The 25,020-nt window shown below is 67.7% G+C and carries 22 protein-coding genes and 1 tRNA gene; 7 read left to right on the top strand and 16 right to left on the bottom strand.

Features of this window, described 5'->3' with window-relative positions:
* Positions 1-9: 9 nt before the first annotated feature.
* The gene (upp, locus tag ACWIGM_RS13060; RefSeq protein WP_454026354.1) at positions 10-651 is read left to right on the top strand and encodes a uracil phosphoribosyltransferase; all 642 of its coding nucleotides are present in this window, start codon (positions 10-12) and stop codon (positions 649-651) included.
* A 77-nt stretch (positions 652-728) separates the two neighbouring features.
* Here the strand turns inward: upp and ACWIGM_RS13055 are convergent, their stop codons facing one another.
* Entirely contained in the window at positions 729-1,190 is a 462-nt protein-coding gene (locus tag ACWIGM_RS13055; protein ID WP_454026353.1) for an Lrp/AsnC family transcriptional regulator, read from the bottom strand.
* 143 nt (positions 1,191-1,333) lie between these two features.
* Here ACWIGM_RS13055 and ACWIGM_RS13050 point away from each other — a divergent pair, with 143 nt between their 5' ends.
* Together ACWIGM_RS13050 and ACWIGM_RS13045 are read left to right on the top strand one after the other, a co-directional pair.
* On the top strand, positions 1,334-2,488 hold the full coding sequence (locus ACWIGM_RS13050) for a trans-sulfuration enzyme family protein (RefSeq protein ID WP_454026352.1): 1,155 nt from the start codon (positions 1,334-1,336) through the stop codon (positions 2,486-2,488).
* 9 nt (positions 2,489-2,497) lie between these two features.
* A complete protein-coding gene (locus ACWIGM_RS13045; protein WP_454026351.1) occupies positions 2,498-3,388 on the top strand; it encodes a DMT family transporter in 891 nt (296 codons plus the stop codon).
* Positions 3,389-3,451: 63 nt separating this feature from the next.
* Here ACWIGM_RS13045 and ACWIGM_RS13040 read toward each other — a convergent pair whose 3' ends face one another.
* The 9 genes from ACWIGM_RS13040 to ACWIGM_RS13000 all read right to left on the bottom strand — a co-directional run bounded on the left by ACWIGM_RS13040 (position 3,452) and on the right by ACWIGM_RS13000 (position 11,925).
* The gene (locus tag ACWIGM_RS13040; RefSeq protein WP_454026350.1) at positions 3,452-3,898 is read right to left on the bottom strand and encodes a DUF1236 domain-containing protein; all 447 of its coding nucleotides are present in this window, start codon (positions 3,896-3,898) and stop codon (positions 3,452-3,454) included.
* Between the two features lie 121 nt (positions 3,899-4,019).
* Positions 4,020-4,547 carry an ureidoglycolate lyase gene (locus ACWIGM_RS13035; RefSeq protein WP_454026349.1) on the bottom strand — a complete coding sequence of 176 codons (528 nt, stop codon included), beginning with the start codon at positions 4,545-4,547 and terminating at the stop codon, positions 4,020-4,022.
* 80 nt (positions 4,548-4,627) lie between these two features.
* Positions 4,628-5,599 (bottom strand): tripartite tricarboxylate transporter substrate-binding protein, encoded by a 972-nt coding sequence (locus tag ACWIGM_RS13030; protein ID WP_454026348.1) that lies wholly within the window; start codon positions 5,597-5,599, stop codon positions 4,628-4,630.
* Positions 5,600-5,661: 62 nt separating this feature from the next.
* On the bottom strand, positions 5,662-7,164 hold the full coding sequence (locus ACWIGM_RS13025) for a tripartite tricarboxylate transporter permease (RefSeq protein WP_454026347.1): 1,503 nt from the start codon (positions 7,162-7,164) through the stop codon (positions 5,662-5,664).
* Between the two features lie 3 nt (positions 7,165-7,167).
* Positions 7,168-7,686: a tripartite tricarboxylate transporter TctB family protein gene (locus ACWIGM_RS13020; protein ID WP_454026346.1), complete on the bottom strand. Its 519-nt coding sequence runs from the start codon at positions 7,684-7,686 to the stop codon at positions 7,168-7,170.
* Positions 7,686-8,675, bottom strand: a complete 990-nt coding sequence (locus tag ACWIGM_RS13015) for a LysR family transcriptional regulator (protein WP_454026345.1) — start codon at positions 8,673-8,675, stop codon at positions 7,686-7,688. Before ACWIGM_RS13015 ends, ACWIGM_RS13020 begins: the two co-directional genes overlap by 1 nt.
* A 227-nt stretch (positions 8,676-8,902) precedes the next feature.
* On the bottom strand, positions 8,903-9,844 hold the full coding sequence (locus ACWIGM_RS13010) for a DMT family transporter (RefSeq protein ID WP_454026344.1): 942 nt from the start codon (positions 9,842-9,844) through the stop codon (positions 8,903-8,905).
* Positions 9,845-9,932: 88 nt separating this feature from the next.
* Positions 9,933-10,595: a glutathione S-transferase family protein gene (locus ACWIGM_RS13005; protein ID WP_454026343.1), complete on the bottom strand. Its 663-nt coding sequence runs from the start codon at positions 10,593-10,595 to the stop codon at positions 9,933-9,935.
* A gap of 172 nt (positions 10,596-10,767) precedes the next feature.
* Positions 10,768-11,925, bottom strand: a complete 1,158-nt coding sequence (locus tag ACWIGM_RS13000; protein WP_454026342.1) for an acyl-CoA dehydrogenase family protein — start codon at positions 11,923-11,925, stop codon at positions 10,768-10,770.
* Positions 11,926-12,250: 325 nt separating this feature from the next.
* Here ACWIGM_RS13000 and mgtE point away from each other — a divergent pair, with 325 nt between their 5' ends.
* On the top strand, positions 12,251-13,633 hold the full coding sequence (mgtE, locus tag ACWIGM_RS12995) for a magnesium transporter (protein ID WP_454026341.1): 1,383 nt from the start codon (positions 12,251-12,253) through the stop codon (positions 13,631-13,633).
* A gap of 30 nt (positions 13,634-13,663) precedes the next feature.
* Here the strand turns inward: mgtE and ACWIGM_RS12990 are convergent, their stop codons facing one another.
* Together ACWIGM_RS12990 and ACWIGM_RS12985 are read right to left on the bottom strand one after the other, a co-directional pair.
* Positions 13,664-15,376, bottom strand: coding sequence for a GGDEF domain-containing protein (locus ACWIGM_RS12990; protein ID WP_454026340.1), 1,713 nt, complete (start codon positions 15,374-15,376; stop codon positions 13,664-13,666).
* Positions 15,377-15,560: 184 nt separating this feature from the next.
* On the bottom strand, positions 15,561-18,560 hold the full coding sequence (locus ACWIGM_RS12985) for a PAS domain-containing sensor histidine kinase (protein WP_454026339.1): 3,000 nt from the start codon (positions 18,558-18,560) through the stop codon (positions 15,561-15,563).
* Positions 18,561-18,817: 257 nt separating this feature from the next.
* Here ACWIGM_RS12985 and ACWIGM_RS12980 point away from each other — a divergent pair, with 257 nt between their 5' ends.
* The 3 genes from ACWIGM_RS12980 (at position 18,818) to ACWIGM_RS12970 (ending at position 20,437) form a co-directional block, all read left to right on the top strand.
* Positions 18,818-19,213, top strand: coding sequence for a phasin (locus tag ACWIGM_RS12980; protein ID WP_454026338.1), 396 nt, complete (start codon positions 18,818-18,820; stop codon positions 19,211-19,213).
* Between the two features lie 159 nt (positions 19,214-19,372).
* Complete coding sequence (locus tag ACWIGM_RS12975) at positions 19,373-20,233, top strand: hypothetical protein (protein ID WP_454026337.1); 861 nt, start codon at positions 19,373-19,375, stop codon at positions 20,231-20,233.
* A 127-nt stretch (positions 20,234-20,360) separates the two neighbouring features.
* A tRNA-His gene (locus ACWIGM_RS12970) sits at positions 20,361-20,437 on the top strand.
* 92 nt (positions 20,438-20,529) lie between these two features.
* On the opposite strand, the gene ACWIGM_RS12965 is transcribed toward ACWIGM_RS12970, so the two are convergent.
* The 4 genes from ACWIGM_RS12965 to ACWIGM_RS12950 are packed head-to-tail and all read right to left on the bottom strand — an operon-like array spanning position 20,530 to position 25,016.
* On the bottom strand, positions 20,530-21,708 hold the full coding sequence (locus ACWIGM_RS12965; protein WP_454026336.1) for a mandelate racemase/muconate lactonizing enzyme family protein: 1,179 nt from the start codon (positions 21,706-21,708) through the stop codon (positions 20,530-20,532).
* Between the two features lie 11 nt (positions 21,709-21,719).
* Entirely contained in the window at positions 21,720-23,207 is a 1,488-nt protein-coding gene (locus ACWIGM_RS12960; RefSeq protein WP_454026335.1) for a M81 family metallopeptidase, read from the bottom strand.
* Positions 23,208-23,223: 16 nt separating this feature from the next.
* Complete coding sequence (locus ACWIGM_RS12955) at positions 23,224-24,075, bottom strand: ABC transporter permease (RefSeq protein ID WP_454026334.1); 852 nt, start codon at positions 24,073-24,075, stop codon at positions 23,224-23,226.
* Entirely contained in the window at positions 24,072-25,016 is a 945-nt protein-coding gene (locus tag ACWIGM_RS12950) for an ABC transporter permease (RefSeq protein ID WP_454026333.1), read from the bottom strand. Before ACWIGM_RS12950 ends, ACWIGM_RS12955 begins: the two co-directional genes overlap by 4 nt.
* Positions 25,017-25,020 lie beyond the last annotated feature (4 nt).

The following is a 25,020-nucleotide window of genomic DNA, read 5'->3' as shown; positions in this document are numbered from 1 at the left end:
CAGGGCTACATGACCACGAGCGTGAACGGCGTCACCGTCGTCGACCATCCGCTGGTGCAGCACAAGCTGACGCTGATGCGCGAGAAGGACCGCTCGACCAAGAGCTTCCGCCAGCTCCTCAACGAGATCGGCATGCTGCTCTGCTACGAGGTCACGCGCGATCTGCCGACCGAGATGATCGAGATCGAGACGCCGCTGCAGAAGTCGATGCAGCCGGTGATCTCCGGCAAGAAGCTGGTCTTCGCGCCGATCCTGCGCGCCGGCGTCGGTTTCCTCGACGGCATGCTCGAGCTCGTGCCGGCCGCCCGCGTCGCCCATATCGGCCTCTATCGCGACCCGCAGACGCTGCAGGCGGTCGAGTACTACTTCAAGGCGCCGTCCGACATCGCCGACCGCATGATCGTGGTGATGGACCCGATGCTGGCGACGGCGAATTCGGCGGTGGCGGCGGTCGACCGGCTGAAGGAGCGCGGCGCCAAGGATCTGCGCTTCGTCTGCCTGTTGGCAGCGCCGGAAGGCATCGCCCGCATGCGCGATTCCCATCCGGATGTCCGGATCTGGACGGCGGCGATCGACGAGCGGCTCAACGATCACGGCTATATCGTGCCGGGCCTCGGCGACGCCGGCGACCGGATGTTCGGGACGCGCTAGGTCGCGGGAAAACCCTGGCGGGTCGTCAGCTTGCGTCCGAAAGGACGCGCGGCGATCCGGGGCTCCTTGCAGAGCTGCTATCGTCCCGAGGTTGGACCGACCACTTCGCGCATCGCGATATAGGTGTGGTACTCGGATACGTTCGGGTCGTCATGGAAGACTTCGCGGGCAAAGGCGGCGTAGGCCGCCATGCTTTCGACCTGCAGATGCAGCACGAAATCGGCTCCTCCCGTCACATAGGAGGCCTGTTTGACCTCCGGACGAGCCTGAAGTTTCCGGGAAAACTCCCCGAAGGTTCGCGAGCCTCGATCGATTGAGACGAGCACGTGCACGGTGACGGGCACGCCGAGGATTTCGGGACTGACGATCGAGACATCGGCGGTGATGATCCGTTCGGCACGTAAGCGACGCAGCCGCCGCAACACTGCGCTCTGAGACAGGCCGACCCGCTCCGCCAGGACGCGCGCGGGGGTTTGGTTGTCGATCTGCACCTCTTTCAGCAGCGCATGATCGAAACTGTCGAGCTCGACTGTTTTCATCGTCCATGCCCAAGAATGCGCCTGAATTCGTTATCTGATAGCTGAAATGGGTGAAACGCGTCACGCGTTTTCAATGAGGATGATCGCGAGCCGCTATGCGAGGACCGGGATGGGCCGGGTCTGGCGGGCATCGGAAAGCGATCATGCGCCCGAACAATTGGACCAAGCGTTCACGCGCCGCGCAGGCGCTGGGCAAGATCGACGCGGTTACGAAGGCGGTGGTGCCGCCGATCCATGTCTCGACGACCTATATCCGCGACGAGGACAACGCCTATTCCTCCGGCTTCATCTATGGCCGGCCGGACAATGAGACGGTGCATGAGGCGCAGGCCGTGCTCGCCATGCTCGAGGAGGCGAAGGCCGGCGCCCTGCTGTTCGGCTCGGGCATGGCCGCGGCGACAGCGGTGTTCCAGGCGCTCTCGTCCGGCGACCACGTCGTCGCCTCCAAGGTGATGTACTGGGCCCTGCGCGCCTGGCTTTTGACCGAGGCGACGCGCTGGGGCCTGACGATCGACTTCGTCGAGACCGACGACCTCGCCAGGCTGAAGGAGGCGGTCAAGCCGGGCGTCACCAAGCTCATCTGGGCCGAGACCCCGTCCAACCCGCTCTGGACCATCACCGATATCGCTGCCGTGGCCGAGATCGCCCATGCGGCGGGCGCCAGGCTCGCGGTCGATTCGACCTGCGCCTCGCCGGTCCATACCCGGCCGCTGACGCTCGGCGCCGACATCGTCATGCATGCCGCGACCAAGGTGCTGAACGGCCATTCCGACGTCGTCGCCGGCGCGCTCTGCGCCCGCGAGGACGACGCGTTCTGGGCCCGGATCAAGACCGTGCGCAAGGGCCAGGGCGGCATCCTCGGCCCGTTCGAGGCCTATCTGCTGATGCGCGGCATGCGCACACTCCATCTCCGGCAGGAGCGCCAGTCGGCCTCGGCCATGGCGCTGGCGCAAAAGCTGTCAGCGCATCCGCTGGTCTCGCGCGTGCTCTATCCCGGCCTGCCGCAGCATCCCGGCCACGACATCGCCGCCCGCCAGATGGAAGGCGGCTTCGGCTTCATGCTCTCGGTCCAGGTCAGCGGCGGCGAGGCCGCGGCGATCAAGTCGGCTGCCCATGTCGAGCTCTACAAGCGCGCCACCTCGCTCGGCGGCGTCGAGAGCCTGATCGAGCACCGCGCCTCGATCGAGGGCACAGGCTCGCCCTGCCCGCCCGATCTGCTGCGCCTCTCGACCGGCATCGAGGACGTCGACGACCTCTACGCCGATCTCGACCAGGCCCTCAAGACCGGCCACCGCTGAGCCGCGGGCATGAGCAGCCCGGCAGCGGCACCCGAGGTCGCCGATCAGCAATTCGGCCACCTCCTCCTTCTGGCCACGGCGGTTGGCTGGGGGCTGAACTGGTCCGTCCTCAAATTCGTCCTCCAGGATTGGCCGCCGCTTTTCGCGCGGGGAGTAGCCGGGCTGCTCGGCGCCATGGGCCTGGCTGCGATCGCCTTGCTCCGGGGCGAGCGCTTCGCCGTGCCGCGCGAGGCCTGGCCGCGCCTCGTCCTCGCCGCCGGGATCAATGTCTTTGCCTGGATGGGTTTCACCGCCCTGTCGCTGAACTGGCTCAAGGTCTCGGAAGGGGCGCTGATCGCCTATTCCATGCCGATCTGGGCGATGCTGATTGCCTGGCCTTTGCTCGGTGAGCGGCCCGACCGCCGCAGCCTGCTGGCGCTGGCGCTGGGCATCGCCGGTGTCGGCGTGCTGATGGGTGGTCCGGATCTCGCCCCCGGCAAGGTGCCGGGCATCCTGTTCGCGCTCGCGGCCGCGATCCTGTTCGCCCTCGGCACGGTCACGGCCCGCAGGCCCATTCCGCTGCCTTTTGCCGTGTCGACGGCATGGCAGGTGGCTCTCGGCTGCCTGCCCATGGTGGTGCTCGGCCTGTTGCTGGAGCAGCCCGATGTCCTCGCGCTGTCGCGTCAGGGGCTCTGCGGCCTGGCCTATATGGCGATCGGCCCGATGGCGTTGTGCTACCTGACCTGGTTCGCCGCGCTCAGGCGTCTGCCCGCTTCCGTCGCCGCGACCGGCATGCTGATCGTCCCGATCGTCGGAACATTGTCGGCCGTCCCGCTGCTGGGAGACGCCGTGGGGATGCGGCAGCTCATTGCATTCGCCCTGACGCTGAGCGGTGTCGGACTGGCGCTCCGGCGCTCATGAGGGCGAGAAAAAAGACCCGCCCCGTTGCCGGGGCGGGCCTGCTCCTATCGAGCGACTCGCGCGTCACTCGATGATCTGGACCACGCGGCGGGTCTGCGGCTCGACCAGCACGGCCCGGTTGTTCACCACCGTGTAGCGATAGCCGCTGGCGCGCTCGCCGAACTCGGCCGGCACCTCCCGATAGACCACGCCCTGCTGCGGCAGCACCGTGCCGACGGCGACAGGCTCGGCATAGGCGTAGGAGGGGACGCGCTGCTCGACGACGTACTGGCGGAAGCGCGGGGTGTTGTCGCCGATCACAGCTCCGGTGAAGCCGCCGACCACCGCGCCGCCGACACCGCCGACGACCGCGCCGACCGGGCCACCCACTACGGCGCCGCCGACCGCACCCGCGGTCGCACCGCCGACGATGCCACTGGCTGCGCCACCCTGGGCGCCTTCGGGATTCTGAGCGAACGCTGCGGCCGGAACCACGGCGAGGGCGGTAATGAGAGCAAGCTTCTTGAACATGTCCGTTCTCCTTCAGAGGGGAACCCTCGACATAAGGAACGGGAAAGCGCCGGTCACAGTTCCACCGGGGTGGTCACGAGCTGTGAACGATCGTGAACGACCGATATGGATTCGGCTTGTTCTACAGGGTGTTGACGTCGATCACGACCTCGACGCCAGCGCTGCGAAAATCGTGGACCTGCGTACGCTCGGGCGCCCGCCCGGGGTTGTCGAACAGCTCGTTCACCGTCGCCTCCTCCGACAGGAAGAGGAAGTCGGCATGGCTTTCGCGCTCCGGATAGGCGTCGATCGCGTGCCAGGTGCCGCGGTGGAACAGCACGCCTTCGCCATCGAGCCGGAAGGCCCGCAGCGCCTCGGGCGCCGGCGGCAGCTCCGACGGCTCGGCGACCACGATGATGGCGGTCGGGCCACCGAGCGGCTGGCGCGCTTCAGTGACATGACGATGCCGTTCGATCAGTGCGACGATGAAGGGCCGCGCGTGATAGCGCACGATCTGCAGCCGCGGCCGGCTTTCGGCGGCAAAGGGCTGGATCCAGATGTCGTAGCCCTCGCGGCCGGTGTCGCGTGCTCCCGAAGGAGACAGGACGCGCCCATAGGGAGCGAAGGTTTCGGCGGAGAGCGGGGAGACAGGCAGGACGATGCGGCGCATGCCACATCGTAGTCGGCACGGCGTAAAAGAAAACGGCGGGCCGGTGGGCCCGCCGTCCATAAACACTTGTGTCGTGCCGCTTACTGCTTCGGCGCGGCGGCGAGCACCGGCGAGAGCTTGTCGGCATCGCGCTTGATGATCGCGGCGAAGCCGGCAGGGGTGCGCTCTTCCTTGGTCGGCAGCACGGTGCCGAGGTCGAGCAGGCGCTTCTTGACGGTCTCGTCGTTCAGCGCCTTGTCGAGCGCGTCGACCAGCTTGTCGACGGCCTCCTTCGGCAGGCCCTTCGGTGCGGCGATGCCGTTCCAGGCCTCGATCTGGTACTCCGGCAGCCCGGCTTCCTTGGTGGTCGGGACGTCGGGCAAAGCGGGCGAGCGCTCCGCCGAGGCGATGGCGTAGGCCTTGATGGTGCCGGCCTTGATCTGCTCGGCGACGCTGACGATCTGGTCGCACATGAAGTCGACCTGGCCGGAGACGAGGTCGTTCAGCGCCGGACCGGTGCCGCGATAGGCGACCGAGTTCAGCTTCGGCACGCCGAGCTGGCCCTTGAGCAGGGTGCAGGTCGTCCACGACACCGAGCCGACGCCGGCATGGGCCTCGTTCACCTTGTCGGTGTTGCCCTTAACATAGGCGACGAATTCCTTGAGGTCCTTCGGCGCGAAGGCCTTCTTGGCGACGATCAGGATCGGCGTGCCACCGGCGAGGCCGATCGTCGTCATGCCGTTGATCGGGTCGTATTTCAGGCCGGGATAGGTGGCCGGCGCCGCCGAGAAGGTGCCCAGATGCCCCATCGCGATGGTGTAGCCGTCCGGCGTCGCCGACACCGCGCGGGCGATGCCGGTGGTGCCACCGGCGCCGGCGACGTTCTCGACCACGATCTGCTGGCCGAGCGTCTTCGACATGTTCTCGCTGACGATGCGGGCGATGATGTCGGTCGGGCCGCCAGCGGCGAAGGGCACGATCATGGTGATCGGCCGCTCCGGATACTTGGACTGGGCCTGCGCCGGCAGTGTCAAGGCGAGCGCTGCGGCGAAACCAAGGACGAGCGTCTTCACGAGGTTATCCTCCCTAATGCGGTATCCTGAAGATGGTGGAACGGGATTGGACGACAACCCCGTCATTCGGTGAAGACCTCGTCGCGCTTCTTCGACATCGACGGCAGGAGCGCGATGACGAGGATCACGACGGCGACCAGCAGCAGGCCGGCCGAGATCGGCCGCTCCAGGAAGGTCATGAACGAGCCGCGCGAGATGATCAGCGCCTGGCGCAGCTTCTCTTCCATCAGCTTGCCGAGCACGAAGCCGAGCAGCATCGGAGCCGGCTCGAAGCCGAGCTTGATCAGGAGGTAGCCGAACAGGCCGAACAGCGCAGTGAAGGCGACGTCCACGGGCTGGTTGTTCACCGAGTAGATGCCGATCGAGCAGAAGATCAGGATCGCCGGGAACATCAGCCGGTAGGGCACCTGCAGCAGCTTCACCCAGACGCCGACCAGCGGCAGGTTGATGATCAGCAGCATCAGGTTGCCGATCCACATTGAGGCGATCATGCCCCAGAACAGGTCGGGGTTCTTGGTCATGACCTGCGGGCCGGGGATGATGCCGTGGATCGTCATCGCGCCGACCATCAGTGCCATCACCGCATTCGGCGGGATGCCGAGGGTGAGCAGCGGGATGAAGGCGGTCTGCGCGCCGGCATTGTTGGCCGATTCCGGCCCGGCCACACCCTCGATCGCGCCCTTGCCGAAGCGCGAGGGGTCCTTCGCCAGCTTCTTCTCGATCGTGTAGCTCGCGAACGGCCCGAGCACTGCGCCGTTGCCGGGCAGAATGCCGAGAATGCCGCCGATGAAGGTGCCGCGTATGCACGGCGCCGCCGACTGCTTGATGTCGTTCCAGTCGGGCAGAAGCTTGCCGATCTTGGACTTGACGACATCGCGTGCTTCCGGGTTCTCGAGGTTGCGCAGCACCTCGGCGAAGCCGAACACGCCCATCGCCAGCACGGCGAAGTCGATGCCGTCCGAGAGCGGCGGGAAGCCGAAGGTCATGCGCTCCTGGCCGGTCTCGAGGTCGGTGCCGACGGTCGAGAGCAGCAGGCCGAGCATGATCATGCAGAAGGCCTTGAGGATCGAGCCGCGCGCCAGCACGACGGCAAAGCACAGGCCCATCACCATCAGCGAGAAGTATTCGGCCGGGCCGAACAGCAAGGCGAGCCGGGTCAGCGGCGCGCCGAGCGCGGCGATGATCACGGTCGCGACGCAGCCGGCGAAGAAGGAGCCGATCGCTGCAGTGCCGAGCGCGACGCCGGCGCGGCCCTGCTTGGCCATCTGGTGGCCGTCGAGCGTGGTGACGACGGCGGTCGCCTCGCCCGGGATGTTGACCAGGATCGCCGTGGTCGAGCCGCCGTACTGCGCGCCGTAGTAGATGCCGGCGAGCATGATCAGCGCGCCGACGGGATCGAGCCCGAAGGTGATCGGCAGCAGCATGGCGATGGTGGCGACCGGGCCGACGCCGGGGAGCACGCCGATCAGCGTGCCGACCAGGCAGCCGACGAAGCAGAGCGCGATGTTCTTCAGCGTCAGCGCGACGCCGAAGCCCAGCGAGAGATGCGCGAGCATTTCACTCATGGCTCAGATTCCCAGCAGCCAGGGCGCCAGCGGGATCGGCAGACCCAGCGCGTATTTGAACATCAGGGCGCAGCCGATCGTCATGGCGATGGCGAAGATCACCAGCTCCTTCAGCTTCACATCCTCCGCCGCGAGGCCGGAGATGATCACCACGAGCGGACCGGAGACGAGCATGCCGAGCTGCGGCACCTTGAGCGGGCCGACCTCGAAGCCGCGGATCGTCAGGCCGAAGACGACGGCCGCACCGAGCACGAAGATGACGCCGCGCCAGGACCAGCCGGCGAGCTTCTCGCCGTTGTAGCGCAGCGAGTTGAAGGCCAGCAGCGCGCCGAGCCCGGCGCAGATCACCGCAAAGCTCTTCGGCAGCATGCCCGGGCCGATCTGGCGCAGCGTGCCCATCGGAAGGTCACTCGACAGGAGCAATGCCAGCCCTGCCAGAGCGATCATGAACAGGCCGGCGGCCAGGTCCTGCGTCGAGCGGATGCGCCAACCTCGCGCAGCCTCGATCTTGTTCAGACTCATCAATGTCCTCCGGCTCGGGTGGTTGCTGCGCGCGCGGCAGATTTCCTGCCGTGCCCGGTTACGCTGAACGGCAGCACGTTGCCGTCGTCGATCAGGGTCACGCTCTCGCGCAGGATGGCGAGGAAATCGTCGCGGGCGGCGAGCTTCTGGTGCGGCCGCCAGGCGACGCCGACCAGTGCGCCGGGAGGTGGCGGATCGAGCAGCGCGCCGCGCAGGCGCCGCATCGTCACGCCGGGGAAGCTCAGCCGCGAGACCCAGTCCGGCGCCAGCGCCATGCCGAGCCCGGCGGCGACCGCCGACATCATCGCCGGCTTCTCGGTCGCCTCGATGGTGACGTTGGGAACCGCGCCTACGCTCTCGAAATAGGCCATGACGAGGTCGTAGGCGAAGGGGCGGATGCGCTTCGAGGGCACCACGAAGGGCTCGCCGACCAAGTCCTGCATGGTGAGATATTCACGTGCGGCGAGCGGGTGGCTCTCGCTCAGCACCACGATCGGCCGCTCGACGCGCAGGATCTCGAAGGCGCAGTCGGTCGGCTTGCGCGGCGGGCGCAGCAGAGCGAGGTCGAGCTTGCCCGCCTCCAGCATCTGCACGAGCGGGGCCGTCATCGCCTCGACGAACTTGATCTCGATGCCGGGATGGCGCGAGCGGAAAGTGACGAGCGCTTCCGGCACGAAGCTCGAGGAAGCGGCATCGATCGCGCCGACGCGCAGCACCTTGCTCGAGGCCAGCGAGGCCTCGCGCACCGAACGGGAGGCCCGCTCCATCCGGACCAGGATGGCCTTGGCCTCTTCCAGCATGATCAGCCCGGCGCGCGTGAGCGCGACCTGCCGCGTGGTGCGGGTCAGGAGGCTGACGCCGAGCTCGTCCTCGAGCGCGCTGATCTGGCGTGAAAGCGCCGGCGGTGCGAGGCCGAGCCGCTCGGCCGCCCGGCCGAAGTGCAGCTCTTCCGCCACCGCGATGAAACATCGCAGTTGCCGCAGGTCCATGGTTGTCGCGCTCCCCTCTGGCGTATCGCTTTTTGTGATATCATCCAGTCGTTTCGGTTATGCCCTTTAGCGCTAATCGCCAGTTTTGCGACCCTAGAGCAATTCATAATTTTTTGGCAACAAAGCTCATCGACGCGCCAGCACCGTCCACAGCGTGAACGGCGCCGCATCCAATCGGGCGGTGCGATATGGTTCTTGCAGGCTTGTGAGTGCCGGGCCGAGCTCGGTCAAGCCGTCGGGGCGTCAGCCCGCTTGGCGCTCCACAGCCCGGCAACACGACCGTCGATCAGGGCGAGCCCGACGAAGATCGCCGCCATGCCGGCGAAATGGCGCGGCAGCAGCTCCTCGCCGAGGAGGCCGGAGCCGAGCAGGATGGCGCTGACTGGGATCAGGAAGGTCACGAGCATGACATTGCTCGGCCCGGCGGTGCGCATGATCCGGAAGAAGATGATGTAGGCCAGCGCGGTCGAGATCAGCGCCAGGCCGATCGCGGCCAGGATAGCCTGTTGTGAGGGCATCGGCAGCGTCCAGGGCGGGTGCAGCACGAAGACGATCGGGATGATCATGATCGTCGACGCCGACAACTGGCCGGTTGCGGCGACGAGCGGCGGCAGGCCGCGGAAGCGGCGTCCGAACAAGCCGGAGAAGGCATAGGAGACTGCGGCTAGGACGCAGGCGAGCTGCGCCGCCAGATTTGAGCCGAGGCCGCCAAGCGCGTCGGGGCCCATCAGGATGCCGACGCCGACGAGGCCGGCGAGCACGCCGCCGAGCTTCAGCCCGGTCGCCTTCTCATTGCCGAAGCAATGCATCACCAGAACGGCGAAGATCGGCGTCGTCGCATTCAGGATCGAGGCGAGGCCGCTGGCGATCTGCTGCTGGCCCCAGAGAAACAGGCTGAACGGGATCAGGTTGTTGAGGATGCCCATGCCGAAGAAGGCGAGCCAGATGCTGCGCCCGACCGCCATGGATTGTCCGGTGATCCGTACCACCAGCAGCAGCGAGAGCGCCGCCAGCCCGACGCGCACCTGCACCACCGCGAAGGGCGGCCATTCCGCAACGGTGAGCTTGTTGAAGAAGAACGAGCCGCCCCACAGGATCGAAAGCGCGACGAGCAGGAGCCACTCGGTCGGGCCCATGCGCAGCGAGGCGGCTGAGGTCGGCTGTGTCATGGCGCAATCTGTCCTCGCAGGGCGGGTCATCCTGCGTCAGTAGGCAGCCGGGACAGTCCCGGCCACCCGATTTCCGCGATGCTGTTACTCAGGCGGGCTCCGCCTCGCGCGCCGCCCACATCGCCTTGAAGCCCTGGCGCTGATGCAGCTTGTCGAGCCAGGCCTTGACGTTCGGGGCGGCGTCGAAGAGCTGCGTCGCCGGCTTGGCGTAGCGGATCACCTCGGCGGTGTTGATGTCGGCGACCGTGAAGCGCCCGCCCATGACATAGCCGCCGCCTTCCGCCAGCGCCTTGTCGAGCACCGCGAACGGGGCGGCCAGCGCCTCGAGCGCCTTGCTGACGATGGCCGGGTCGCGCTTCTCCGGCGGATAAGCGGCGAGATGGTAGGTCAGGTTGAGCGCATTGGTTTCGCATTCTGTCGCGGCCCATAGCGCCCACATCGTGGCGAGCCCTTCCTCCTGGACGTCTTTCGGCGCGACCGGCCCGCCATGCTTGCGGGCGAGGTAGAGGTTGATCGCCAGCGATTCGTGCATGACGAAGCCGTCATCGTCGATCGACGGGACATGGCCGTTCGGGTTGACCGCCATGAACTCGGCGCTGCGAGTATGGATCGGCGCGCCCGGAGCGTTTGGATCGGGCAGGCGATAGACCTGGATCACCGGCACATGCTTGAAGGTGATGCCGAGCTCGTTGGCGAGCCAGACATTGCGGGTCGCGCGCGAGCGATAGCAGCCATAGATGGTCAGGGACATCAGCGGGATTCCGGCGAACGGGAAAGGGCTCCGAATCCGGCGGATGCGGAGAAGGAAATTCTATAGCATCGGACCGAAAAGTGGAATCCACTTTTCGGGAAAATCCGATGCTATAACAATGTGCTAGATCATCGTGACCGCGTCCGTTCAAACGCGCGATGATCTAGGAAGCTCAGCCGAGCTGACGCAAGGTCTCGCGCGCGATGATCAGGCGCTGGATCTCGGAGGTGCCCTCGTAGATCCGGGTGATGCGGGCATCGCGCGCATAGCGCTCGACCGGGAAGTCGCGGCAATAGCCGGTACCGCCATGGATCTGAATCGCCGTATCGGTGCAGCGATGCGCCGCCTCCGAGGCGAAGAGCTTGGCCATCGAGGCTTCCTTGGCGAAGGGCTCGCCGCGATCCTTCTTCGCCGCTGCGTCGAGGATCAGGAGGCGCGCTGCGTGCAGGTCGAGCTCGCGGTCGGCGATCATCCACTGCAGGCCCTGGAACTCCGAGATCGCCTGGCCGAACTGCTTGCGCTCGCGCGCATAGGACTTGGCCGCGTCCATCGCGGCGCGGGCGATGCCGAGCGAGACGGAGGCGACGCCGATGCGCCCGCCGGCGAGCTCGCCGACCGCGACGCGAAAGCCGTCATTCTCCTTGCCCATCAGATTGGCGGCAGGGATGCGCGCCCCGTCGAAATGGATGGTGTTGGTCGCCGAGCCGGTCTGGCCCATCTTTGTCTCGGCCTTGCCGACGCTGACGCCTTGCGTGTCGGCCGGCACCAGGAAGACCGAAATGCCCTTGCCCTTGGGCGCATCGGGATCGGTCACGCCCCAGACCACGAAGAGCCCGGCATATTCGCCGGAGGTGATGAAGATCTTCTGGCCGTCGAGAACGTAAGCATCGCCGTCGCGCCGCGCGCGCAGCTTCATGCCGGCTGGGTCGGAACCCGCCCCGGCCTCGGTCAGGCAGAAGGCGCCGGCAGGATAGGTGCCGTCAGCCAGTTTCGGCAGATAGGCTGACTTCTGCTCCTCGTTGCCGACGGCCTGGATCACCTCGCCGACCATGTTGGTCACCGAGGTCGTGACCGCCGTCGAGGCGCAGGCGGCGGCGAGTTCTTCCAGCGTCAGGGCGAAGGCGACGGTGCCGGCTTCGGTTCCGCCGAACAGTCCCTTGACGTTGAGCGCCATGAAGCCGTTCTCGGCCAGCAGCTTCAGGTTGGCGAGGAACTCCGGCCGGCCTTCGCCGCGGTCGAGCCGCTCCGCCAGCGGCGCCAGCCGCTCGGTGGCGAGCTTGCGCGCGCTCTCGCGGATGAGCTCTTCCTCCTCGGTCAGGGCAAAATCCATGGCGGCTCGCTCACTCGTCAGAACAGATGCCGAAACTCTAGAGCCTGTGCTGCCGGCCGCCAATGCGCGGCTTCGCCCGCCGCGTCGTGCAGATGCGAGGCAGAAGGGGGTTGACGAGTGCGGCGCCCGGGCGCATGTGCGCCCTCGTTCGCCGATCCGTGCTGCGGCCCGGCCGGCGACTCCACAGGAACCCACGATCCCCATGCCAAGCGACAGTCCCAGTCGACAGTCCTTGCCGTCTTCGGCTCGCCCGGGCGCCTGATCCTTAACCGGCAGGCTCGCTTTGGTTTGGCCGCTCGACGGCCAACCCAGAAGGAAGCGAGCCATGAACGCCGCTGTCACCGAAATCCTGCCTGCCGTCGAGCTCCCGGCCGGGGCTCTTGCCGCAACGCTGGCGCGTACGCACGTCGCCGACATCGTCGAGCGGCTCAACGAGCATGAGCCTGCTTATGCCGCGGACGTCCTGCTGAACCTGCCCAAGGGGCGGGCGATCGATGTCCTCGACCAGCCCGAGCTGCATGAGCCGGGCGCCATCCTGAAGGCGCTGCCGCTCGACCGCGCCGTCGGCTTCATCCAGGGGATGTCGTCCGACCGGATCGCCGACATCTTCCGCAACGACCTCTCCGAGCCTGAGCGGCATCGCTTCGTCGCGCGGCTCGACCGCGAGACCAAGGCGGCGCTCGCCTCGCTGCTCGCCTATCCCGAGCACAGCGCCGGCGCGATCATGACCACCGAATTCGTCAGCGTCCCGGCCGACTGGACGGTGGCGCAGACGCTCGAGCATGTGCGCACCGTCGAGCGCACCCGCGAGACCGTCTATGCGATCTATGTGCTCGACCCGTCGACGCAGACCCTGCAGCAGGCCGTGGCGCTGCGCCGGCTGATCTCGGGTGATCCCGAGGCGCTCGTCGGCTCGGCGGCCGGCCGGCGCGAGCCGGTCAGCGTTTCACCCGCGACCGATCGCGAGGACGTGGCGCGGCTGATCGCCAAGTACAATCTGCTGGCCGTGCCGGTGGTCGATGATGACAGGCATATCCTTGGCATCGTCACCGTCGACGACGTCATCGACGCGATGGTCGACGAGACCACCGAGGACGTCCACAAGCTCGGCGGCATGGAGGCGCTCGGCGAGCCCTACAACCAGATCGGCTTCCTCACCATGATCCGCAAGCGCGCCGGCTGGCTCAGCGTGCTGCTGATCGGCGAGATGCTGACGGCATCGGTGATGCAATATTTCGAGGGCGAGCTCGAAAAGGCGATCGTGCTGACGCTGTTCATCCCGCTGATCATGAGCTCGGGCGGCAATTCCGGCTCGCAGGCGACCTCGCTGATCATCCGCGCGCTCGCCCTGCGCGAGCTGGCGGTCCGCGACTGGTGGCGGGTGGCGCTGCGCGAATTGCCGACCGGGCTGACGCTCGGCGCCATTCTCGGCACGATCGGCATCGTCCGCGTCATCGTCTGGCAGAAGCTCGGCCTCTACGATTATGGCGAGCACTGGATGCTGGTTGCGGCGACGGTGGGCGCGGCGCTGGTCGGCATCGTCACCTTCGGCTCGCTGACCGGCTCGATGCTGCCCTTCATCCTGACCCGGCTCGGCTTCGACCCCGCCAGCGCCTCGGCGCCGTTCGTGGCGACGCTGGTCGATGTCTCCGGCCTCGTCATCTATTTCAGCATCGCCGCGCTGATCCTGGGCGGAACGCTGCTCTAGCGCGCCGCCGTCAGGGCATCCGCACATCGCTCAGGCAGCCGTCCGCGTGACCACCCGGTTGCGGCCGGCCGCCTTGGCCTCGTAGAGCGCCTGGTCAGCGGCCTCGACGAGATCGGACCAGCTACCTGCGGCCGGCGCCATCGCGGCGACGCCGAAGCTCGCGGTCACCGCCAGGGTTGCCCCCGTATCGAGCGTGAAGGGCGAGGCGAGGAAGGTGTTGCGCAGGCGCTCGGCGATCTGGCTCGGCGGCGTCTGTGGGTCCGGCAGCAGGATCGCGAACTCTTCGCCGCCGAAACGGGCGACGATGTCCACCGGTCGCAGGGCGGCCTGCAGCCGGCGCGCCGTTTCCTTCAGCACCTCGTCGCCGGCGATGTGGCCGTAGCGATCGTTGATGCTCTTGAAATGGTCGATGTCGAGCAGGATCAACGGCAGGGACTGTTGTGGCGGGAGGGCGGCCAGCAGGCTCGCGGCGCGTTGTTCGAGCGCGCCGCGGTTGAGGATGCCCGTCAGCCCGTCCGTTTCCGCCAGCTGCCGCAATTGGGCGGTCAGCTTCAGCTTTTCCCGGTCGAGGGCGTCGCGCTCGATCAGCTTGCCGCGCAACGTGTCGAGGGCCTTGAATAGGCTGCCGATCTCTCCGCGCGCACCTGGCGCTGCATAGGATTTTTCGGTCCTGCCGGCGGCCAGGACCATAATGGCGTCGCGCGCCTGGAGAAGCGGGCGGAACAACAGGGTCTGGCTGGCGACGACGAGCACCAGCTCGAGCAGCAGGGCAGTCAGGGTGATGGCGCTGATGATGATCAGGAGCCGGCGCGCATGCTCGCCATCGGCCTTCACTTTCGCGACGGCTGAATCGAGGTAGATGTCGCGCAGCCGTTCCATCGAAGCGAAGGTCGGCACGATCTGGTTCGTGAAGCCGATCGTATCGAAGCTGTAATTGCCGTCATCGCCAGCAGCGAGGATATCGCGGTAGATCGCCATGCCGCGGCCGAAGAAATCCTCGCTGACGGTGCGGCACATCGCGATGGCCTGCGGGTCAGAGCTGGTTGCGATCTGCTGTTCGACCATCTGCCAGAAGCCGAGTACCCGGCCATAGGCGATATCGTGCGCCGTGCGCTGCTCGGGGCTGATCGGCGTGCGCGCTGCGATCGAGGCGACGAAATTCGAGCCCATGCGCCCGACCTGCTCGCGGATGTCGCTCAGCATCCGGGCGACCAGCGCGGTTCCGATCAGGTGAGCTGATTCCGTGGCGTTGAAGTCACCGATTGCAGCGTCCACCAGCGACTGCGCCGTGTCGACGGCCGCGAACATTGCCAGGACGACGTTGTGGAACTCCTCCGGGCTGCGGGCCCGCAAGGGCTGGCGGTCGAGGGCGTCGACCAACTGCCGGGCATGCGCGAGAGACCGGCGCGCCTGCGCCAGCTGCTGCGAGAACCCGACGATCGGGCCCAGCTGGTCCAAGGCCGCGTCGGTGTTCGCCCGGAAGGTAATCAGACGCTTGCGCGACGGACTGTCGGCGCTCGGCTCCTCGCCAAGCACGCTGTTGACCGGGCCACGCTCCGCCGAGAGGCGGTTCACCGCTCGCATCACCAGCTGGAAGTGTTCGAGCCGCCTCTCGCTGAGCCGGGTCGCCTGCAATTCGCGATAATAGGTCGAGATCAGGATCGCGCCGAGAACCACGGAGCAGCCGAGGATCACCGCGAGAGCCGCCCAGAACCGGTAGCTGAGGCTGTGATGCTTCGACATCGGGTAACCGCACGAGTTCGATGCTCGCCGGCTGCCCGGGAATGCGCCAGCGCCGCAGAGCCGTGCGGACAGCGGCCGCATATCCCGGACATCGGCCTACGGCATCCCGGGAAGATGTGCGGGGTTTTTCCTTAAGATTCCGCTTCTGCCGGCTTCGAGCGGCGTGCTCCGCCGCTCCGCGCCGTCAGCTCGCCAGCACCCGCTGCGGCGGGAAGGTGACCTCGACCAGCGTGCCTTCCTTCTTGACGCTGGTGATGGTCAGCGCCGCCCGGTTCGCCTCGACCAGCGCCTTGGTGAGCGGCAGGCCGAGACCGGTGCCGCCGGATCTGCGCGTCGTCGGCACCTGGCGGAACGGCTCCAGCGCCAGCTTGATCTCGTCATCGTCCATGCCGATGCCGGTGTCGCGCACCCGCAGGATCGCCTCGCCCTGGTCGCCGAGCGCGGTCGAGACGATGACCTGCCCGCCGGCATCAGTGAACTTCACCGCATTGGAGAGCAGGTTGATCACGATCTGGCGCAGCGAGCGCTCGTCGGCGACGACCGGCGGTAGCTTCGGCGCGAGGCCGGAGCGCAGCACGACGCGGCCGCGCTGCGCTTCCGGCTGCAGCAGGTTGACCGCCGAGAGCGCGATCTCGTTCAGGTTCACGCTGCCGAAGTCGAGATCGAGCTTGCCGGCCTCGATCTTGGCGAGGTCGAGCAGGTCGTTGACCAGGCTGATGACGTAGCCGCCCGACTGGTGGATGTCGCGCAGATATTCCTTGTAGCGCTCGTTCTCGATCGGCCCGAAACGCTCCTCGGCCATCACCTCGGCGAAGCCGATGATGGCGTTGAGCGGCGTCCTGATCTCATGGCTGATCTTGGCGAGCACGTCGGACTTTTGCGCGCTCGCCTTCTCGGCAGCCTTGCGCGCCTCGACCAGCTCGCCCTCGGTCTTCTTCCAGGCTGTGATGTCGCGCAGCACGGCGCAGAACTTGCTGTCCGGCCCCTCGGCGATGCGGCCCATGGTCATGAACAGCGGGATGCGCCCGCCCTGGCGCACGCGCCCGATGACCTCGCGGCCATCATTCATCAGCGAGGCGACGCCGCCGCCGATCAGCCCGTCGAGATAGTCGAGCGCCGGCGAATGGCTCTCCGGCGCGAACAGCAGGGTGAAGAGCTCGCCGGCAACCTCGCGCTGGTCGTAGCCGAACAGCGCTTCGGCGCTCTTGTTGAGCGCGAGGATCCGGCCGCGCCCGTCGACGGTGACGACGCCGTCGGTCGCGGTGTCGAGCATGGCGGCGAGCTCGGAGACGCGGGCTTCGTTCGCCTGCCCCTCCATCCTGAGCAGCTCGACGCGGGCGGACGCCTCTTCTTCTTCCGCCTCGAACTCGGCCGCGAGCTCCTGCTCCTCCGCCTCTTCGGGCGTCAGCATCTTGAGGTCGCCGCCCGGCACGCTGTTGCGGAAGGCCATCAGCGTCGCGGGCTCGCCCTGCCAGCTCACGCTGGAGAGCCGGCCGTCGACGCTGATCAGCCCGCCCTTGCGGTCGACCAGAATCATCGCGCCGCCGCTGCTGCGGCTGGCGCCCTTGATCAGCTTGCTGACGCCGCCGGCCGCGGTGAGATCGTCGAGATCGGCATAGTCGAGCAGATCGAGCAAAGTGCGGTTGGCGTAGAGCGCCGCCTCGTCGCGATTGACCAGCACCGCGATCGGCAGCCGGTCGAGAATCTCGGCATGGGCGTTGGCGACGCGCGGCCGCGCTTCGACAGTCGCGGCTGCCGGTGAGGGCGCAGTCGCCGGAGACGGAGCGGACGTATTCTCCGTCGCCGCCGCTTCCTTGTCGCGGACGCGCAGCGGGGCGGCGACCGGCAGGCGCGGTTCGCCGGGCTCGTTCTCCTCCCCGGCGATGCGTGCGCCGAGCGCCTTGGCGATCTCGCGGAAGGCGCTGCGCTCGGCCGAGGAGAGCAGGGTTTTTGACGGCTCCAGCACTGGGCGGACGGCGGCGAGATGGCCGTTGCGCAGCGGCACGACATTGGCGTGCGGAGCTGCAGGGGCCGGCTGCGGCGGCTCGCTGGCCTGCGGGGCGTCGCCGCTGTCGTCAACCTGCTCCGTCTGGATGCCGTCGGCCGAAGCACCGAGCTCGGCTGCGATGTCCTGGGCTTCAAGCTGCGCAGGCGCCTCGACCGAGCTCTCCGCTTCAGGGTTGTCGTCCGCGGAAACGGCTTCGGCAGGTTCAGCAGAGACAGAATTGGATTCGTCGACGGCAGCGCGTTCCGGCAGGGGTTGCTCGGTCGTGGCTGCTTCCGGCTCCGTGTCTAGGCCTTCGGCCTGCGGAGCAATCGCGATGGCGTCCTTTTCCAGAGCCTCACGCTCCGGAAAAGCTTCGTTCGCAGCCGAACGGGCCAGACCGAAACCGCGGAAGCCAGCGGGGTTGCGCTCGCCATCGAACAAGGGAAAGCCCGAAAGCTCGACGCGGGCACCTTCGCCAGCGGAAACGCGCCAGAGCACGGCCCGGCCGCTCCAGGTCGAGGAGGTCGCGAGGCGCGTCGCAAGGTCGCCCTCAAGGTCGACGACATCGCTCGCCAGCAAGGCGCGCCAGTCCCGGCCTTGCGTTGCGTTCGCGGCTTGCTGGCCGACCAGCCCGGCGAAGTCCTGCGACAGGCTGATCAGCCTGCCGCCGAGGTCGCTTTCCCAGAGGAAGCGCAGATTGGCGCGGCGCGGCTGCCTCGGTGATTCGGTCGGTTCGTCCGCATCGGAGATCGTCGCGGGCGCGGCAGGGGAGGGGGTAACAGCCGGCGCCGCAGGAGCAGACGGCGCTTCCTTCGGCACGGTGATGCCGAGGCGCCGGAGCTCGGAGGCCGTGACGCCGACGGCCAGCGCCGGGCCCGAACCGGTCTCGACGCGCTTGCAGCCGCAAGTCACCAGCCCGGTCAGGGACGCGCCGAGCCGCAATCGTTCGAGCCTGAGCGCAGTCAGCGAGGCGAGCCCGCTGGCGAGGAGGTGCAGGCGCTCGCGCGTCGCTATCGGTAGCTTCGCCGCGCCGCCGAAGGCATCGAGCAGCGCGCGGCCGCCGGCATTGGCGAAGGCCGGCGCATCGGCGCCGGCCGGCCAGAGCAGAAGCGCGCCGTCGCGAGCGAAGCCCGCAAATGCGGGATCCTGCACCAACGCGCCGGCAATGCCGTCCCAGTCCCGTCCGGATTCGCTCATACCGCTCCGCTCAACCTGCTGGCGACTCCAGCCCGCGCGAATATGCCTAACAAATCTTTAATAACCGCGCGAGCAGGGTGAATCCATGTGGGAACCCTGCCTCTCCCCCGACGTTTCGAAACAGCGTTAATATGCCTCTGGCCGCTTGGTCCGGGGCGGCGTTGTCATTGCACCGCAATAATGATATTGCAGTGCACAATAGCGGCGTGACGTCGGAGACGGCGAGAACGCCTGGCCCGGTCGCAGGAGGACCCACGATGGACGGCAAGCTTCCCTACGAAGTTCCCACCGAAATGCGCGAGTTCGCCGAGAAGAGCGTCGACCAGGCTCGCAAGGCCTTCGACGGTTTCATCGGCGCCGCCCAGAAGGCCGTCGACAGCGCCCATGGCTCGGCCGAGTCGGCCCGCGTCAACGTCCAGGACATGACCAAGAAGGCGATGTCCTACGCTGAGAACAACATCGCAGCCGCTTTCGACCTCGCTGACAAGCTGGTCAAGTCCAAGGACATGAACGAGGTGCTCCAGCACCAGTCCGAGTTCCTGAAGGCGCAAGTTGCCGCGCTGCAGGAGCAGCTCAAGGAAGTCGGCGCGACGGTGCAGGATGTCGCCAAGAAGACCGCCGAGACCGCCGCCAAGGCGACCAAGCTGAAGTGAAGCCGGCGCGCCGCGGGCGCGGAGCGGGCTTTCACGACGTGGCGGCCGGGCCCAGATGCATGACCCCAGGCAGGTGAAGCCGCCTCTCGGGGCCATGCCCAGGCCCGGTTTCGTCGATCGCGCAGGTTGGTCCTGCCGCAACCGTGAAGGAGAGATCCGATGGCTAAGCAGACTACCCCCGGCAAGGCGCCGGTCAGCCTCGCGCCGGTCAAGGCGCTGAGCGAGCCGAAGCCGGTCGCGCCGGCGGCTCCGGCCAAGGCCCCCGAGGTCAAGCCCGTTGTCGACGTGAAGCCCGCCGCCGCCCCGGTCGTGGCTGCGCCTGCGCCCAAGGTCGAGGCCAAGCTCGAGCCTGCCCCCCAGCCGATCGTGAAGGCCGCGCCCGCCGCTGTTGCCGTCGCGAAGCCCGCTGCGAAGCTTGCGCCGGAGCCCGCCAAGCGCGTTGCCCCGCAGAAGACGAAGGTCGCGAAGTCGGCCGCCAAGGTTGCCGCTCCTGCAGCGAAGTCCGAGACCAAGGTTGCGGCTGCGAAGCCGGCTCCCGCCACATCGCCTGCACCGGTCAAGGCCGTCGCCGAGCCGGTCAAGACGCAGCCGGCTCCCGCCAAGGTCGAGCCGGTTGCCGCGAAGCCGGTGGCTCCCGTCGCGGCAACGCCCGCTCCCGCGCCGGTCAAGGTCGTCGAGGCCGCCAGGCCGGCGGCTGCCCCCGCCGCCATCGTGCCCGCTGCCGCTCCGCCCGTCGAAACGCCGAAGCCGGCTGCCGCCGTCGCATTCTCTGCGGCTGCCTGGCTCGAGCCGACGCTGGCGCTGACGCGTGCTTTCGGCACGGTCCAGGCCAAGGTGCTCGACCACGCCTGCGCCGAGCTGAAGGCGACCCTGGGCGAGGTCGAGACCCTGGCGAGGACGCAGAGCGCCGCCGACGCGGTCGCGCTCCAGGCCAAGGCCTTCCGCCGCAGCTACGAATCCTTCGCGGCCCATCTCGGCGATCTCGCCGCCACGGCCCGCCAGGAGCTGCCGCGCCGCTGATTTCAAAGCCGGCGCGGTTTTCCGCGCGCCGGCATGCATTTCACCGTTGCATTCGGCGAGGCGTGGCACTAGGTTCCGCGCCGTCGCCGGACCGCTTCCGAGCGCCGCGACACAAGGCGCAAGCCGTGCAGCCATAGCTCAGTTGGTTAGAGCGCTAGATTGTGGATCTAGAGGTCCCCCGTTCAAGCCGGGGTGGCTGTACCACCTTTCCCCCTTAAAATTCAGCCTTATGCGGGCGGTGCTGTGCCATCCGCTTCGCCGAGCTCGCGCATGGCACAGGCTCGCGGCGTTTCTCTTCAAAGCCTCGGCGTACTGTAGAGACGCTTGCCCTGGACCGAGATCTCGACCTCCTGCAGGTAGCTCTGCAGTGCGGCGGTCGCGACCTCGATGCCGAGGCCGGGCGCATCCGGAGCGGCGACCTGCCCCTGTGCGTCGCGCTCCAGATGATTGGCGGAGATCGCCGTCGCGAGCGGCTTCGGCATCGCCGGATATTCGCAGATCTCGTGATCGGCGAGCCCGGCATAGGGCTGCAGCGAGGCCGACAGCGCCAGATGCGAAGTGAAGGTGTGGTTGACGAAGGTCACGCCCTTCGCCACCGCATAATTGGCCACCGCCTTGGACGGGCCGATACCGCCGATCCGGCCGCAATCGATCTGGACATAGCCGATGCCGCCATAGTCGATCAGGTGCCGCGCCATCGATTCGTTGTGGGCGCCTTCGCCGCCGGCGAGGCGCACCTTGGCGCTGCGCCTGGCGAGAGCGCCGTAGGCTTCGAGAGCGCTGGCGTGAAAGGGCTCCTCGAACCAGAGGACACCGGCCTTCTCCATCGCCGGCAGCCGGGCAGCGGCGCGCTCGACATCCTCGATGAAGATCTGTCCGGTATCGACCAGCAGGATGCCATCCTGCCCCAGGCCCTCTCGCGCCGCGACGAAATGCTCGGCGTCGGCCTCGACGCTGCCGCGGCCGATCGGTCCCCAGCCGAACTTGGCGGCACGGAAGTTCCGCGTCCTGGCATCCCGGGCGCGCTCCAGCGTCTCCTGCGGCGTGTCGCCGAACAGGACGGACGCATAAGGCGTCTTGGCATGGCTTTTGGCATAGCCGAGCAGGCGCCAGACCGGCTCGGAGCGCAGCTTGCCGAGAATATCCCACAAGGCCATCTCGACGCCGGAGAAGGTATGCGGCGCCTGCAGCAGGTCCATCGAGTTGTAGGCGACGGCGGCGGCGATGCGGGCGATGTCCTCCGGTCCCTCCAGCCTCTGACCGATGACGGAATCGGCGACGGGGCGGCAGACCCCGTGCGACATCGGGCAGATGAAGGCGGCGATGGAGGGCAGCGGCGCCGCCTCGCATTCGCCCCAGCCGACATGGCCGCCGGCGGCGACCCTGACCAGCAGCGCGTCCTGGCTGCCATCGGCCTCGTCGGTGACGACGGGCATGGCGAGATAGAAGAAGTCGACAGCCTCGATCCTGGGCATGGGCGCAGTCCTCACAGTTCGTAGATCGTCGCGCGCGGCGCGAAGGCGACGTTGTCGTCGAGCGGATAGACCGGGCGGGCGCAGATGCGGTGGCCGAGGCTCTTGAGATTGGCCGAGGTCGCGCCGGGCGCGTCGATGTTGAAATTGCGGGCGCACCACTGGTCGTACATGTGGAATTCGGTGTGCGGCGACTTCACCACGACGAGGTCGAAATCCTCGGGGTCGAGCCCGTTGGCGTAATACATCGCCCGGTCGAACAGGCTGACCGAGCGGCTCATCACCACGACAGTGACGTTGTCGTAAGTCAGCACCGCGGTCGGGCCGGCCCGGAGCGGCGCCTTCATCGTCTCGAGCGAGGCTTCGCCGTCCGAGAGCAGCTTGACCGTCGCGGTCACCGGCTGCGGCGGGAAGCGCGCTGGATCGATCGAACCGCCGAGCGTCAGCGATAAATTAGCACCGACACCGGCGGCATGCGCGGAGGCGGCGGCCGGCGCATCGACGATCTGGGCCAGCGCGCGCTTGCCGTAGCCGGCCTGACGCAGGCCCGTGAGGATCGCATTGCTGTCACCCGAAGCGCCCGAGGAGGTCGCGTCGGCGGCATCGGTGAAGATCACGGGGCCGTCGATGCTGCGGGCTTGGGCAATGGCGCGATCGAGCGGCACGAGCTTGCCCTGCATGCGGAAGCGCAGTGGCCAGAACTCCTGCGCCAGCCTTGTCGCCTGCCGCTCGGCAGTCGCGGGGTCGCCATCGGTGAGGATCAGCACCTGCGAGCACAATTCCGGCACGTCGGTGAAGGGGTTGCCGATCATGATGCCGGCCGCGAGCACGCTGCCCTCTTCTTCCAGCCGGCGGCATTCGGCGAGCAGGTCGCCATAGCAGCCGGTCTTGGTGATGAGCTCGTCGCCGCGGACCAGCGCGGGGATGACGACGCGGGCCGCGACCGGCCTGACGCCACCCGCCATCAGCTTCAGCAGCAATTCGGCTGCGCGCCGCCCGGTATCGGCGAAGTCGACATGCGGATAGGTCCAGTAGATCGCAAAGCCGTCGACCTGGCGCAGCATGCGGTCGGTCAGGATGCCGTGCAGGTCGAGCGAGATGACGATCGGCATCTCCGGTCCGACGCGCTCGCGCAGCTTCTCCAGCAGATAGCCTTCCGGATCGAGCTCGCCATCGGCGCCCATCGCGCCATGCAGCGAGACATAGATTCCGTCGATACCGTCTAGCTTTGCAAAGATCGCGGCCAGCACCTCCTCGGAGAGCCTCTTCCAGCCCTCGGCCGAGAGCAGCCCGGCGCTGCCGGCCCGCGCGCAGATCGTCGGCACGATCTCGATGTCCGGCTGTGCCTCGAACACCGCGAGCGCGCCGCCGAGCTCCTGGTTCTTGCCGCGCTGCTCGTAGAGCCCCTCGCCATGGCGGATCAGGAAGTCGTCGTACCCTGAGGGCAGCGGGTTGAAGGACGAGATCTCCTGCTTGCAGTCGGCGATCAGGATGCGTTTCATCGCAGGCTCCGGCGGGTCAGAATTTCAGACGGGGATCGAGCACGTCGCGCAGGCCGTCGCCGAGCAGGTTGAGGCCGAGCACGCAGACGATGATGGCAAGGCCCGGAAACACCGTGATCCACGGCGCCTCGCGCATGAAGTCGCGGCCCTGGGCGATGATCGAGCCGAAGGAGGCGGCCGGCGGCGGCGGCCCGGCGCCGACGAAGGACAACGCCGCCTCGGCCAGCACCGCGATGGCGAAGACATAGGTCAATCGCACGATCAGCGGCCCGGCCGCATTGCGCAGCACATGCTTGAACAGGATGGTCAGCTCGCCGACGCCGATCGAACGCGCCGCCGAGACATAGTCCAGCTCGCGCTCCAGCAGCACCGAGGCGCGCACGATCCGGGCGGTGTGCGGCGTCGTCGCTATCGCGAGCGCGATCACGACATTGGTCAGCGAGGCGCCCAGCACGGCCGAGACGACCATGGCGAGCACGATCGAGGGGAACGCCATCAGTGCGTCCATCACCCGCATGATCGGCTGGTCGAGGCGTGGGAAGAAGCCTGCGACCGCGCCGCAGAGCGTCCCGGCGATACCAGCGAGGATGGCGGTGAGGGCCCCTATGGCGAGCGAGATCCGGGCCCCGATCATCACGCGCGAGAGGATGTCGCGGCCAAAATGGTCCGTGCCGAACCAGTGGGCGGCGTCAGGCGCGACCAGCCGTGCGCGGATATTGCTGCGCAGCGGATCGAAGGGCGAGAGCAGGTCGGCGGCGAGCGCGACCAGCACCATGGCGAGCACCAGCACGCCCCCGATCATGAACGAGCGGTGGCGCAGCAGGCGCCGGAGGGCAGCGCGGCCGATGAGCGGCTCAGCCGCGCTCATGCCAGTCTCACGCGCGGATCGACCACGGCGTAGAGGATGTCGACCACGAGATTGATCGAGAGATAGACGACGGCGAGGAACAGCAGCCCGCCCTGCAGCACCGGGAAGTCGCGCGCGGCGATGGCGCCGACGATCAGGCGGCCGATCCCCGGGATCGAGAAGACCTGCTCGACGATGACGGCCCCGCCGAGCAGTGCGCCGGAGACGATGCCGATCACGGTGAGGATCGGGATCAGCGCGTTGGGCAAGGCATGGCCGAGCACGACGCGCAGCTTCGCGAGGCCCTTGGCGTCGGCGGTGCGGACATAGTCCTGCCCGAGCGTGTCGAGCATCGAGGCGCGCGCCATCCGGGCGATGAAGCCGACCTGCACGAGCCCCAGCGTCAGCGCCGGCAGGATCATGCAGCGCAACCACTCGCCGGGCGATTGGCTGAAGGCGGTGAAGCCGCCGCTCGGCAGCCAGCCGAGCGAGACCGCGAAGACGAGCACCATGACCAGGCCGAGCCAGAAATCCGGAACCGAAAGACCGAGCAGCGCTGCGGTCATCACTGCCTGATCGGGCCAGCGGTTGTGGTTGACGGCGGCGACGAGGCCAGCCGTGACGCCGACCACCACCGCGAAGGCGAGCGCCAGCGCCGCCAGCGCCAGCGTCACCGGCAGGCGCTCGATCAGCGCGGCGCTGACCGAGCGGTTGAGCAGGATCGACTGGCCGAGGTCACCGCTGAGGATCCGCCCGTACCAGCCCAGCATCTGCTGCGGCAGCGACAGGTCGAGTCCGAGCGCGCTGCGCAGCGTGGCGATCTGCTCCGGCGTCGCCGAGGCGTCGAGAAAGGCCGCCGCCGGATCGCCTGGCACCAGCCAGATCAGCGCGAAGGACATCAGCGAGACCAGCGCGAGCACGAGGAAGGCGCCCGCGAGCCGGCGGATCAGGAAGCTTCCCATGCCG

The organism is Allobosea sp. NPDC055332 (assembly GCF_053645455.1).
This window is presented reverse-complemented; position numbering and strand designations above follow the sequence as displayed.